Below are 13,276 nucleotides of genomic sequence, written 5' to 3' on the forward strand. Positions count from 1 at the left end.
TCACGCGCCCCGAAATACGCACTGAGGCTGAACCGCGTGACTGCAAACCGCATACAGCACCTTTTGCCAACCCGATGCTTCCCGTTCCGTCCGGGCCGGGAGAGGCGTCACCCTCTTCCAGCCTGACTTCCCCCACTTCGGGCACACAAAGCAGTTTTTGATGAACGGCTGCTATCAGCTGCGGATTCAACCGGTCAACGGGCCGGCCGCCGCGTGCGATGGGTCATGGCCGGCAAGCGCCTGTCGAGCCCGAGTCTCGCTACGCCTGCGCCAGGAGGCTGGAGCCGCCCCGTTACGGTCGCTCGCGGTTTCGGACCAGTGCCAGCTGAACGTCGCGCAGGAGCCATCGGGTATGGCTCACTCACTATTTCTTCGACACTGCCGAAGTCGCAAATCAGGGCTGGGGACTTTGAGTACCAGCGGAAACGACAGATTCTGCCTGTTCTCGAAGCGCCGCGAGCGCTTGCTCAATCAGTTGATCAGGATCGTTGCGAAGGTGGGTTCTGGTTAGCCCCTCCTCGAGATTCTCACCCGTGAGCAACAGAACTTCATAGTCTTTTGCCGCGCTAGCATGCACGATGTTCTCTCGCGGTACCCTGCAAACAAGCACAGCGACCGGATCAGTTAGATGGCTTGATGAACCAATTGCCTTCTTAAGAGCCTCTCTTCGATCGACAAGCTTCCCGATTTTGTTCTCAATCTCGCTGGTCTTGAAGGTACATTCGACTAACACCAGTCTGCCGCCAGGTGTCATGACAATCAAATCGGGGGCGTCAGTTTCATTTGGCGCAGCCGGAATGAAACCGAGCATGAAAAGCAATCCTGCGACAGCTTGCTCGAAGTGGCGCGACTGATCGGTATCGAATAATGCGGCTTTGAACCTCCGGAGATCCTTGTCGAAAGTATTCATTGCAACGAGTCTGAGGTTCGGAGCCTTGGTTGGATCCAAAAACCACTGCCGTCGAACGGTGTGCTTCCCCACGACCAGCATAACCAACGCGCTGTTCGCATCCTCAAGATCAACGGTCGCTACCCCCGTTTTCCGCCCGTCCAAGTCGGTCCATGTGAAATTGCCTGAGACGCGGTGTCGAAATTGCATGTTCTTGCCCGGAACGGCTCGCACCGATACGTCCAGGCAAGAAATTTCCAAGTTCGGATGAGCATGGATGACCAAGGTGAGCTCGTTGTTGCTCAGTTTGCAACTTTCCATGATCAAGTCGGCTGGAGGTGAAACCGATATTGAGATTGTCGGTTCGACCAGCGCACCCGCAATGTTGATACCAAGGGACTGTGCTACATCAGCAAGCCCGTCGAACGGCGGATCGGCACGCCGAAGGGCTGTATCGAGCGCGTAGACACTGCGCGTCGGGAATGGCGCCTGGAAATCAGCTCGTACGCGATAGTGCAGGGGCGAAAACCATGTGTCCCGTTCCGAAAGGATCTCAAAGCGCTTGGCTGCCGCCCCCAATCGTGAGTTCCTAGGATCATCGGCCAGCCAGAAGCTTTGATCTCGCACTCTTAGGATGCCTAGCGCCGCGTTCTGTAGAAATTCTTCAAGGTCTCCACGGGACTTCACGCGATACTCCGTATGCCCGAAGATTGCGTCATCGATCTGAATTTCGAAGTCAATACCTTCCCGCGGCGGCTCGCCGCTTACCGCGACCATCGCGCCCCAAAGTTCGGCGCGCGAACCTTGCTGCTGTTCCACCGTTCGAGCAACATAGCTAACTTTTACCGCGTAACCGTCGCATAACCACCCGGCGGCTCCATCTCTGAATGCCTGCCTAATGTCGTTTTCGGTCAATTGGCCCTCGCTCGTTACTCGTTGTTTGTATCGTTGTGATCGGCTGCGCGTTACGCCGAAATCTGCACAACTGCGCGGAAGCTCGTAGACGTTGGCTATGGTAAATCATTCGGATTTTGGCCGCCGCCTCGACTTGTTACGCAGCGCACGATATCCGCTTCAGCGTCTACGAGGACATAGACGTACTCAAGGTTCCCGGTACGTGAAACGCAAGGGTTGACAGGGGAGGACCGTCCCGTGAATGCCCGGCAACAGGCCTAGCCTGCGAGGTCACCCCTTTTGCGCCACTGGTGGCCACCCAAGTCGCCTACAGGCGTCGCTCCGGTCGCCAGGGAGCTCTGGCTACACTCGCATGGAGACCAGATATAGCTCGAAGCGTTGAAATCCATCACCCAGTGCTCGACGCAGAGTCCTAAGCAGCGCCGGGATCTCCTGGTCGCAGGCTGAAAGCGACAGCCGTTGCGCCTGCACACTGACGGCGGCGCTCGTCAGCCCAGCATTGGGTTGCATATCCAACTTTTTCAGAATACTAGTGTTGAATTTTGAGATTTTTCTATTTATGAATCAATATGTTAGGTGTTAATTGTATGTGAGGCGGTGGAAAGAACCATTCTAACCGTTCTAGGACCTCGTAACGGAAAGCTAGAAAGAAAACCCCCGCATTTGAGCGGGGGTTTTCTTTTTTATCAGTACTTTTTGGGTGGTGGTGCCTTGGGCCCCATCGATGAAAACATGGGTGTGGTGGTCCTGGAGGCGCTCACTGACTGGCCGGAGAATTCCGAGCGATTGAAGATGGCGGACGGGAAACGCTAGTTCATGGACCATGGTGCGTAGCGATTGCAGCAGGACTATGTTGCGCTGGTCTTGAGCGGAGCCGATTGCCTGACCGCCATGAGCGCCAAGATCGCCACCATGCCAAGCGCGGAAGACAACCACAGCGACTTCGCTCCGAACTGGTCCAGACACATCCCGAAAATCCAGGGTGCTAACGCTTGTGCGACGCGGGCCGGGACCATCAATACTCCCTGGCGATGACCATAGCCGCCCGGTCCGAAAATGACCAACGGCAGCGTGCCCTTGGCAATGGTGAGGATGCCGTTGCCGGCTCCGTGCAACACGCCGAACAAGGCCGCGGCAGGCGCTCCGACCAGGCCGAATGCAAGTGCGCCAAGGGGATGAAGTGCTGCCGCGATCCGGGCGGACAGCAAGGGATGGACCTTGCGCAGTAGGCCGAACTCCAGAATCCGGGCACCAACCTGCGCCGGGCCGATCAGCGCGCCCACCATAACGGCCGTGGCCAGAGACGCGCCACCCGCTTGAAGCAGCCGCGGCAAATGTGCCGCCATCGCAGTGCTGATAAACCAGGTCGCCGCGAAAACGAAAGCCAACGCATAGGAGTCCGCTCGTTGCGAACGCTCGTCAGCAGGTTGCGTCAGCTCGCTGACCGTTGGCGACGCAGGCCTGCTCGGTGCAGTTGCCGTGGCGGCTACGCGCGGCATGCTCAGGTTCAGCGCAAGTCCTAGCGTGAGATGCAACGCCGCCCAGGACAAGCAGGCCCCCCGCCATCCGATGTGCGCCTCCATAAAGGTGGAAAGCGGCCAGCCGACCGTGCTGGCAAAGCCAGCGATCAGCGTGATCCCGGTGATGGCACCGCGTGAGCGGTTGCCATAGAGCGCGACCAGTGTTGCGAATGCGGCTTCGTAGAGGCCGGCACCCATGCCGATGCCAAGAATTACCCATGCGGCAAAGAGTCCGACGACGCCCTGCGCCACGCCTAGCCCGGCAAGCCCGATGGCGAAAACAAGACTCGTTGCCACGAGGACAGATCGCCCACCGGTACGATCGATCATCCGTCCGGCTGTAGGTCCGAGCAGTGCCGATACCACCAGCGCGACGCTGAACGCCGCAAAGATCGTCGGCGTCGAGACGCCGAGATCCTGCGCCATCGGCGTTGCCAGCATGGCCGGCAGGTAGTACGTCGAACCCCAGGCCAGCGTCTGGGCGACTCCCAGCCTGGCAATCACGCTACTGCTCGGCTCCATGGCCCGTCCCGTGTCTTGTTATTCCACTTCGCCGCGATCGGTGTCGCTGATCTGGGCTTCGATCTCGTGACTCATGGCTGCTGCCGCGAGCGTCGTCGCGTTGACCGGAGCGGCTTCCTTGCGCTCGCTGTAGCGATCGGTCAGGTAGTCGCTGCGATCGCGCACCAGTAGCGTGAACTTGTAGAGTTCTTCCATGACATCGACCACGCGGTCGTAGTAGGACGATGGCTTCATTCGCCCGCTTGCGTCGAACTCCTGGTAGGCCTTGGCAACCGACGACTGGTTCGGAATCGTCACCATGCGCATCCAGCGTCCCAGCACGCGCAGCGCGTTGACGGCGTTGAAGGACTGCGAGCCGCCGCATACCTGCATCACGGCCAGCGTGCGGCCCTGCGTTGGGCGGATGCCACCCATTTCCAGCGGCAACCAGTCGATCTGATTCTTGAAGACGGCCGTCAGCGTGCCGTGGCGCTCGGGGCTGCACCACACCTGGCCCTCCGACCACTCAGAGAGCTTGCGCAACTCAACCACCTTCGGGTGATCGGCAGGCACGCTGTCGGCCATTGGCAACTCGCTTGGATCAAACACGCGGGTCTCCGCGCCGAAATGCTGAAGAATTCGTTCGGCTTCCTGCACCAGCAGGCGGCTATAAGACGTCTCTCGCAGCGATCCGTAGAGCAGCAGGATGCGCGGCGGGTGGGTGCTGATGCGTGCGGGCTCCAGCTTGCGGAGGTCAGGCGTATCGAGCACCGCAGGGACGACGTTGGGCAGATCCACGTTCATCGGATCCTCCGGCCTTGTGTGTCGATCACGGCCTCGCCGTCCTCCTTGGTGAAAGCGCCTTGTTGCGGCGCCGGCAGGATATCCAGCACGACTTCCGACGGCCTGCATAACCGCACGCCGAGCTCGGTGACCACAAAGGGCCGATTGATCAGGATCGGATGGGCCAGCATCGCATCAAACAGTTGGTCGTCGGTCAGCGCGGGATCGCCGAGGCCAAGCTCGGCGTAGGGCGTGCCTTTCTCGCGGATTGCTTCGCGCACGGAAAGACCGGCGGCGCGGATCATCGACTGCAAGGTCTGTCGGTCCGGCGGCATGTTCAGGTATTCGACGACAATCGGCTCGATGCCCGCATTGCGGATCATGGCTAGCGTATTGCGTGACGTACCGCACGCCGGGTTGTGATAGATGGTGACGGTCATGGGGATACCTCAGTGCGATTCGTACCAGTGCTGCGAGCGGTTCACGACGCCCACCACGAAGAGCATCACTGGCACTTCGATCAGCACACCGACGACAGTGGCCAGCGCCGCGCCGGATTGGAAGCCGAACAGGCTGATCGCGGTCGCCACGGCCAGCTCGAAGAAGTTGCTTGCGCCGATCAGCGCCGACGGGCCGGCCACGCAATGCGCTACGCCGAGCTTGCGGTTGAGCAGATAGGCCAGGCCGGAGTTCAACAAGACCTGGATCAGGATCGGTACGGCCAGCAGCAGGATGATCAGCGGCTGTTCGACGATGGCATTCCCCTGGAAGCCGAACAGCAGCACCAGCGTTGCGAGCAGTGCGGTGATCGAGTAGGGCCCGAGTGCGCCGACCACGCGCTTGTACGTAGCGTCGCCTCGGGCCAGCAACACCTTCCGGATGACCTGCGCGATCAGCACCGGCACGACAATGTAGAGCGCAACCGAGGTAATGAGCGTGTCCCACGGCACGGTAATCGACGACAGGCCCAGCAGCAGCGCGACAACAGGCGCGAAGGCCACGACCATGATCGCGTCATTGAGTGCCACCTGCGAAAGCGTGAAGTACGGATCGCCCTTGCAGAGCTGGGACCAGACAAACACCATCGCCGTGCAAGGCGCCGCCGCCAGCAGGATCAGGCCGGCGATGTAGCTGTCGAGCTGATCGGCCGGCAGCCAGCCCGCAAACAGATGGCGCACGAAGATCCAGCCCAGCAATGCCATCGAGAACGGCTTGACGAGCCAGTTCACAAAGAGCGTCACACCGATGCCACGCCAGTGGCCTGCCACTTGGCCCATCGCACCGAAATCGATCTTGATCAGCATCGGAATGATCATGACCCAGATCAGTATGCCGACCGGCAGGTTCACCTGAGCGACTTCCATCGCGCCGATGGCGTGGAACGCCGCTGGCAGCCATTGGCCGAGCAGGATGCCGGCCACGATGCAAAGCGCCACCCAGACCGTCAGGTAACGTTCGAAGAAGCCGATGGCACTGGGTTGGGAGGCTCCTGCCGTCCTTTGTGCCATGCTCATTGCGCGGACTCCACGGGTTGCTCGCCAATGGCGTGCATCTCCTTCTGAATGGCGTTCCGATCCAGCACGTGCAACGGCAGGTTCACGAACTGGCTGACTCGATTCAGAATCTGCCGGAAAACCTGGTCAAATACCTTGCGCTTCTCGTCATCGGCGCCCTGTATGGCTGCCGGGTCCATGAAGCCCCAATGTGCCGTGATGGGTGTACCCGGCCAGATCGGGCACACCTCGCCTGCGGCCTGGTCGCAGACGGTAATGACGAAGTCCATCCTGGGCGCGTCTGGCAGTGCGAACTCGTCCCAGCTCTTGCTACGCAGGCCAGTCGTGTCGTAGCCGATTGCCTGGCATCGTTCGATGGCGAAGGGATTGACCGTGCCAGATGGATGGCTGCCGGCGCTGTAGGCGTGAAAGCGTCCCTTGCCGAGGACATTGAACAGCGCTTCGGCCATCACGCTGCGGGCGGAGTTGCCGGTACACAGCACCAGCACGTTGAAAGTCTTGTCGGTCATGGTCGTAGGGGCGCGCGGATGCCTCCTCGCCCGAGGTATCGGTACGGGAAGCCGTTAGCGAAAGTTCAGCAGCAGCCGGATTCCGGCGTACAGCAGGCGGTCTTGGTTGATGGCTTCGGCGTGGCGTTCAATTGAACCGGCACGCAGCAAGCGGAGGCCTCGGCATTGCGATCGCGCGATTCGCCATAGGTCGGCGCGTTGCCCAGCGTGTGGAACGATTCCCAGGCGATACCCGTTGGGTCCACTGACCAATGCTTGTTCGAGGTCGCGTAGCAGCAGTTTGTCTCGGACTGGGACTGCATGGGCAGGTCGGCGTTGGCCAGCCGCCCCTGCATCTCGGCAAGCTCGGCGTCCGTCTCCACCTGGATCCCGAGATGATCCACGCCCAGCTTCTCGGTGCGATTGGATATGGCGAAGTTCACGCGTGGATCGTCCAGCGCCCACTTGGCATAGTCGTCCCGGACGACAGTCGGTTCTGCATCGAAGAGGGCCGAGTAATAGCGGATGCTGGCCGGCAGGTCGGCCACGCTGACGTGGACGTGGAAGCGCTTCATGGTTCAGGACTCCGTGGCGACTGAACAGGAGGACACCGGCGAACACGGCGCGCCGCCGCAACAGTTCTCGGTGAGATAGCCCAGCAAGGCGTTCATGGTCTCGAATCGAGCCATGTAGATGATCGAGCGGCCCTCCTGGCGGCTCGCCAGCAGTCCGGCGCGGTGCAGTTCCTTGAGGTGGAACGACAGCGACGACGCTGGCATCTCCATCAGCTCGGCAATGCGGCCAGCCGGCAGGCCTTCGGGCCCGGCCTGCACAAGCAGGCGGAAAACGGCCAGGCGGATGCCGTGGGCCAGCGCGGCGAGGGCTTCGAGAGCGTTATCGGTTTCCATGTTTCGAATATAGTCGAAACATGGAAACCGTGCAATGGAAGATTGGAAGTGTCGGTGACCGCCAACGCGTGGCGAATGGGCACAAGCGTGTTGATCGTCACCAGTTCGGCCTCAGCGAAGGCCGCGACAGCCGCAGCAAGGATCCCCGCGCGAGGCGAGGGTCCTTGTGCTCGAAACACCGCTGCCGCAGCGTCTACAACTTTCGCGCCACGAAGTGGAACCAGTTGACGTCGTCGAGGGGGTCGCCGGGCTGAAACGCCTTGTCGTTCAAGTTGCCGAACACCGCTTCGGTCTGCAGGCCGCAGGCCTTCAACTCGCGCAACTGGGTGGGCACGTCCGTATAGACGATGACGATGCCGAACTTGTGGGCAGCGCACACCCGCACCGCGTAGCCATCGAACTCGCGGTTCAGTTGTGAGTTACGCAGGAAGTTGATGGTGGCCAGCGGCAGGTTGACGACTGCGCGCGCGACGTTGAAGCCGAGTCGTACCGGGTTGTTGGACCATGCGGGCAAGCGCAGGAACTGTGTCAGGTTCTCGCGATAGGTGGGGCCGTGCAGGTTATGCGTGGAGAACACCAGCATACCGCCCGGGCGCAGCACGCGGGCGAACTCGGCAAGCACGGCGCGGCGTCCGGCGTAGTCCACGGCATCGATGCCATTGAAGCTGAACACCACCAGGCCGAAGGTATTGTCTTCAAATGCTGACAGGTCACGCGCATCCATTTGACTGACGCGTATATCAGGATGATTGTGCTGGCAGATCTCCACCATCTCCGGCATGTAGTCGATGGCCTCGTAATGCTGGCTCAGCTTGCGCAGCATCGGTACCGTTCTGCCGCCACCTACGCCGACGTCGAGGATGGGTGTGTCGCGCACGGCATCGGCCACGAAGGCTATCGCCGCGGCTTCTCCGGGGTCTGTCCAGTCCGAAAGGATCTTGAACCACCTCCTGGCTCCCCAGCTGCGCCATGCCTTGCGATTGATGGTGTCCTGCGCGACGGCCGTGCTCATGGTTGTCTCCCGACGATCGGTGCATCGCCCTGATGGCGATGGCAGAGAGAGTGTTCCGGCCGTGCACGACGTTCGGTGCGAAACCCCACATCCGTTTTATACACAGAGCGGGCTCAATCCATTGACCCCATCCATATGCATGAGGGCGACGGGCAAGGCGATGGCATCGGTGATCCCAGATACGCCGTCGGTATGAGCCGGGCACCAGACCCGGTGCCGTGGCCAGGCTTTACCCGGTCACCTTCTCCATGGCGCGGCTTCGTTCTTCCTGCGCATCCTCGATCAGCTTGTAGGCGGCGTAGTACTTGTAGATGTTGCGCACGTAGGTGGTGGTCTCGATGCCGATCCGCTCGGAGGTCACGATCTCGACGTTGTTGAACCACTTGTCCGGGTTCAGGCCCCGAGCCTTGGCTTCGGTGCGCATCTTGGAGATATTTCCCGGCCCGGCGTTGTAGCTGGCGAATGCAAACAGTGGCCGGTCCGATTCCGAGAAATTCGCATCGGAGAAGTACCTCGTCATCAGTTGGTCAAGGTATTTGGTACCCGCGTGGATATTGGATTCGGTGATCCTGATGCTGCCGACGTTCAGTTCCTTCCCAGTGGCCGGCATGATCTGCATGACACCGATCGCTCCCACATGGCTACGCGCGTTCTGATTGAGCTGGGACTCCTGGAAGCCCTGCGCCGCCAGCATCAGCGGATCGAAATGGTAGAGCTTGCCGTACTTCTCGAAGAACGCCAGGGTGTCCTGGAACCGCTTGATCTCCGCGCCGTTGGTGTTGTCCGAGATCTGCTTGATGACCTTCATGTATTGCTTCAGCCGGTAGTCGGCGATGCCCTGCTTCTTGATGAAGTTGTCGTTGTAGTCCGAGAGGACCGCGTTCAGCTTTGGACTGCCTTTGCGGATTGCCCAGCCGATCTTGCTGCCTTCACGTACCGCGAGGTCATCGCGAACCTTGATGCGCTTCAGGATCTGGGCCCAGATGCGCGCCTTCCAGTCGTCGACCACCAGGATCTGCAGCGTGCCGGCGTTGAGCATTTCCAGTGCGTCTTCGTCCTCCAGCGCGTCGGGTAGCAGCACCAGGCGCATCTGCGGTTTGCCGGCCTTACGGAAGCGGTCGTTCAACGCGGTCAGGCTTTCGTAGTAGCTGCTGCTGGGGCGCACGTGCACGGCCTTGCCAGCCAGGTCGTCGAGCGTGGCAAGCGTGGGGGATTTCGGGCCCGTGATGACCAGCTCCCGGATCGGCTTGCTGGTCTGCCCGACAACAAAGTCCGCTTGCTTGAGCCGGGAGTCGGTGACCGTGAGATTGCCGGCTGCGATGTCGCCAAGACCGGCATTGAGATCGGGCAGCAAACGGTCGCGCGTGACCGGAATCATGTAGACCGTGAGCGGCCGCTTGGCAAGCTGATCGGCCATGGTCTTGTTGATATAGCGCTCGAAATCCCGCACGGTGTCCGCCGTGACGCCCCGCTCGCGTCCCCGGTCGTTGAAGTACAGGGTGCGGCTGTAGGGCACCAGCACGCGAATGGTGCGGTGCTTGAACATGCCATCGAAGTCACCGGTCCAGGGCTTGTTCGTCAGGTTGAGCTGGCGCGGAGGGGTGAGCCGCTTTTCCTTGGGGGCTGGAATGGCGGGCGTCGCTGCCGCCGCCAGTCCTGACCACGTGATGGAAGCGCCGGCCAGTGCGCGGGCGCCGATGACAAGGAACCGCCTTCGATCGTTGACCATTGCACACCTCGCGACAGTCAGGTCCTGCTGGCACGCGGATGCCGGCCACCGGGAGCGGGCCCGGATGCGCAGGCAATCGCCGTCCGTTGACTAAGCATAGACGGGCAATTGGCGATCGTAGAGGTTCCGTAGAGGTTCCGATGAGGGCAGGCCGCGAAGCCGGCGGTGGCCGGTGCGCCAGGTCAGGCGGGCGCCGTGCCGCTCGCGCCGAATCGCCATGACAGCCGCCGCGCGGCCTGCCGCACCACTTGGGCGGTATCGCTGTCGAGCCGGCTGTCGAAGCTGCCGCTACTGCCCATCACCGCGATCACCAGGGCGAGGGCGCCGGTGTGGTCGAACACCGGTGCGGCCAGCGTGTCGATGCCGGGCACGGGCCGGCTCACGGCGTGGTCGATGCCGCCGGCGCGGATGCCGCGCAGCCGTTCGAGGTATCCGGATGGCAACGGGCCGTCGAAGGCAGTGCCCGCCATGCGGATAGCATCCTGCGCGAGCGCGTCGGCCAGCAGGTCGTCGGGGAGATGCGCCGCCACCACGCGGCCAATCGCCGTATTGACCATCGATAGCACGGTACCCACGCGCAGGCTCACGTGCTGCGGACGGGCCGATTCCTCGAGCCGGATCACGGTGGGACCTAGCGGCCCCTGGACGGCCATCGCCACCGACAACCCCGTGGCATGGGCCAGAGCGATGACCTCCGGCTCCGCCTCGCGCGTCGGGGAGAGCCGCTGCAGCGCAATCAGGCCGAGTTCCAGACCCAGCGTACCAGCCAGGAAGTCGCCATCGGCGTTGCGGGAAATCAGTCCGATTTTCTGCAGGCTGACCAGATGCGGAAATGCCTTGGCCGGCACCATGCCCGCCGCGCGCGCCAGTTCCCCAAGCGAGAGTGGCTGCCCCGCATCGACCAGCGCGCCGAGCAACTGGCCTGTGTTGTCGAGCGACTGGATGCCGCGTTGGGGTTTGGCGGCGTCCGCCAGCATCTCGTCGCTCATGCGTCACCTTCCTTCATCGCGCGGGCAATATCGCCGATCGCGGCACGTAGCGCGCCAGCCACCGGGCCATCCCACGCGACGTCGATCGCCCCGGTGGAGCCGATGGCGGTCAGCACCAGTCGCAGCGTGCCGTCGTCGTCGAGCAATGGCATCGCCAGACTGCTCACGGCCGGGCTCGGCGAATCGATGCTGCGCTCCGTGCCGCGTGCGCGGACGGCGGCAAGTGTTTCGAGAAAGGCGGGCAGGGTGGAGGCCGTGGCCGGTGTCTGCTGCTGCGCCCAGATCGGCTGCCAGTGCGATTCGGGCTGGAACGCGCAGTAGGCGCGTCCCGTCGCGGTGGTGGCCAGCGCCATCACCGTGCCGACGTGCAGGTTCAGATGCAGCGAGGTGCCGGCCGGTGCGTAGTCGACGATGGTCGGCCCTTGCGGCGTGGGCAGGCTGATGGCGACGTTGAAGCCGATATCGGTGGCCAGCGTCCGCACGCGCTGCACAGCGGCACGGTAGGCCGGCTCATTGTCGAGCCGCATCACGCCAAGCCGCAGCGCCAGCGGGCCCGGTTCGTAGTAGCCGTCCACGTGCTCGCGCTTGATCAGTCCCAGCCGCATCAGGCTCACCAGATAGGTGTGCGCCTGCGCCGGGGCCAGTTGCGCGGCAGCCGCCAGTTCGGCCAGCGGCAGTGGACGTCGCGCATCGGCGAGCGCCTGCAACAGGCGGCCGCCGACCTCCACGCTCTGGATGCCGCGTTGCGTCTTGCCCGAACCCTCGCCCGGCGTGCGTGCCATGCCTGTGCCTTGCCTGAAAAGTCCAAATGGTAATCCATGCGCCTCGCAAGGCGCCCCCTGTTGCCATGCTGGATGAGGGTTTTCCCGGGGCGGGTCACGTCAATACAAGGGTTTGCGGGGTATTTAGCGAATAGCAATTGAATTTGCCATTGACTAAAAATAGCCGAATTCCTAAGATTCCCATACCGCTCCCCACGATTCCCATAAAGAGACAGACATGGCAAAAGCATTCGCATCCCAGGCCGACCTGGAAGCCAAGCAGATCACCTTCACCCAGCTTTCCGAAAACGCCTACGCCTACACGGCCGAGGGCGACCCCAATTCCGGCGTGATCATCGGCGATGACGGCGTGATGATCATCGACACCACCGCCACGCCCGCCATGGCGCAGGACCTGATCGCCAAGATCCGCGCGATCACGGACAAGCCGATCAAGTACGTGGTGCTGTCGCACTACCACGCGGTGCGTGTGCTCGGCGCGTCGGCGTACTTCGCCGAAGGCGCGCAGCAGATCATCGCCAGCCGTGGCACCTACGAAATGATCGTCGAGCGCGGCGAAGCCGACATGAAGTCCGAGATCGAGCGCTTTCCGCGTCTGTTCGCCGGCGTGGAAACCGTGCCGGGTCTGACCTGGCCGACGCTCGTGTTCGAACGCGAAATCACGCTGTTCCTGGGCAAGCTCGAAGTCCGCATCGCCCATCTGGGCGCGGGCCATACGAAGGGCGACACCGTGGTGTGGCTGCCGCAGCAGAAGGTGCTGTTCTCGGGCGACCTGGTCGAATACGACGCGGCCTGCTATTGCGGCGATGCCCAGCTCGAGCAATGGCCCGCCACGCTCGACGCGCTGGCCGCGTTGCAGCCCGAGAAGCTGGTGCCGGGCCGTGGCCCTGCATTGACTACGCGCGAGGACGTGGCCAAGGGCCTGGCCTACACCAAGGATTTCGTCTCCACGCTGTTCCAGGCTGGCAAGGAAGCCGTGGCCGGAAAGATGGACCTGAAGGCGGCGATGGCGCATACGCGCAAGTCGATGGACCCGAAGTTCGGCCAGGTGTTCATCTACGAACACTGCCTGCCGTTCGACGTGTCGCGCGCCTTCGACGAGGCGGCCGGCGTCACGCATCCCCGTATCTGGACGGCGCAGCGTGACCAGGAGATGTGGGCGGCGCTGCAGGACTGAGCGTTGTTAGGTTGTTGATTGTGGTCCCCATCTCCCATGAAGTGGAGAGGGGAGCAAACAGAAAGCAGT

The 13,276-nt window shown here is 62.1% G+C and carries 13 protein-coding genes; 1 reads left to right on the top strand and 12 read right to left on the bottom strand.

Annotated features, from left to right (window positions below):
* Positions 1–394: 394 nt before the first annotated feature.
* The 12 genes from B2246_RS27265 to B2246_RS27320 form a co-directional block, all read right to left on the bottom strand.
* A complete protein-coding gene (locus B2246_RS27265; RefSeq protein WP_286882512.1) occupies positions 395–1,804 on the bottom strand; it encodes a hypothetical protein in 1,410 nt (469 codons plus the stop codon).
* 848 nt (positions 1,805–2,652) lie between these two features.
* Positions 2,653–3,846, bottom strand: coding sequence for an MFS transporter (locus B2246_RS27270; protein ID WP_286882511.1), 1,194 nt, complete (start codon positions 3,844–3,846; stop codon positions 2,653–2,655).
* 18 nt (positions 3,847–3,864) lie between these two features.
* Positions 3,865–4,629 (bottom strand): arsenical resistance protein ArsH, encoded by a 765-nt coding sequence (gene arsH, locus B2246_RS27275; RefSeq protein ID WP_286882510.1) that lies wholly within the window; start codon positions 4,627–4,629, stop codon positions 3,865–3,867.
* A complete protein-coding gene (arsC, locus tag B2246_RS27280; protein ID WP_286882509.1) occupies positions 4,626–5,048 on the bottom strand; it encodes an arsenate reductase (glutaredoxin) in 423 nt (140 codons plus the stop codon). Before arsC ends, arsH begins: the two co-directional genes overlap by 4 nt.
* A 9-nt stretch (positions 5,049–5,057) precedes the next feature.
* Positions 5,058–6,122, bottom strand: a complete 1,065-nt coding sequence (arsB, locus tag B2246_RS27285) for an ACR3 family arsenite efflux transporter (protein ID WP_286882508.1) — start codon at positions 6,120–6,122, stop codon at positions 5,058–5,060.
* Positions 6,119–6,631 carry an arsenate reductase ArsC gene (locus B2246_RS27290; protein WP_035881345.1) on the bottom strand — a complete coding sequence of 171 codons (513 nt, stop codon included), beginning with the start codon at positions 6,629–6,631 and terminating at the stop codon, positions 6,119–6,121. The genes arsB and B2246_RS27290 overlap by 4 nt, the downstream gene beginning before the upstream one ends.
* 65 nt (positions 6,632–6,696) lie before the next feature.
* Positions 6,697–7,185, bottom strand: coding sequence for an ArsI/CadI family heavy metal resistance metalloenzyme (locus B2246_RS27295; RefSeq protein ID WP_008645246.1), 489 nt, complete (start codon positions 7,183–7,185; stop codon positions 6,697–6,699).
* A 3-nt stretch (positions 7,186–7,188) separates the two neighbouring features.
* Positions 7,189–7,518, bottom strand: coding sequence for an ArsR/SmtB family transcription factor (locus tag B2246_RS27300; protein WP_008645248.1), 330 nt, complete (start codon positions 7,516–7,518; stop codon positions 7,189–7,191).
* Between the two features lie 193 nt (positions 7,519–7,711).
* Positions 7,712–8,530 (bottom strand): class I SAM-dependent methyltransferase, encoded by an 819-nt coding sequence (locus B2246_RS27305; RefSeq protein WP_008645250.1) that lies wholly within the window; start codon positions 8,528–8,530, stop codon positions 7,712–7,714.
* Positions 8,531–8,759: 229 nt separating this feature from the next.
* A complete protein-coding gene (locus tag B2246_RS27310) occupies positions 8,760–10,259 on the bottom strand; it encodes a lytic transglycosylase F (RefSeq protein ID WP_008645258.1) in 1,500 nt (499 codons plus the stop codon).
* Between the two features lie 182 nt (positions 10,260–10,441).
* A complete protein-coding gene (locus B2246_RS27315; protein WP_286882507.1) occupies positions 10,442–11,248 on the bottom strand; it encodes an IclR family transcriptional regulator in 807 nt (268 codons plus the stop codon).
* Complete coding sequence (locus B2246_RS27320; protein WP_286882506.1) at positions 11,245–12,030, bottom strand: IclR family transcriptional regulator; 786 nt, start codon at positions 12,028–12,030, stop codon at positions 11,245–11,247. Before B2246_RS27320 ends, B2246_RS27315 begins: the two co-directional genes overlap by 4 nt.
* Before the next feature lie 217 nt (positions 12,031–12,247).
* Here B2246_RS27320 and B2246_RS27325 point away from each other — a divergent pair, with 217 nt between their 5' ends.
* A complete protein-coding gene (locus B2246_RS27325) occupies positions 12,248–13,207 on the top strand; it encodes an MBL fold metallo-hydrolase (RefSeq protein ID WP_008645261.1) in 960 nt (319 codons plus the stop codon).
* Positions 13,208–13,276 lie beyond the last annotated feature (69 nt).

This window comes from Cupriavidus sp. UBA2010, assembly GCF_002335265.1.
Taxonomy (GTDB): Bacteria; Pseudomonadota; Gammaproteobacteria; order Burkholderiales; family Burkholderiaceae; genus Cupriavidus; species Cupriavidus metallidurans.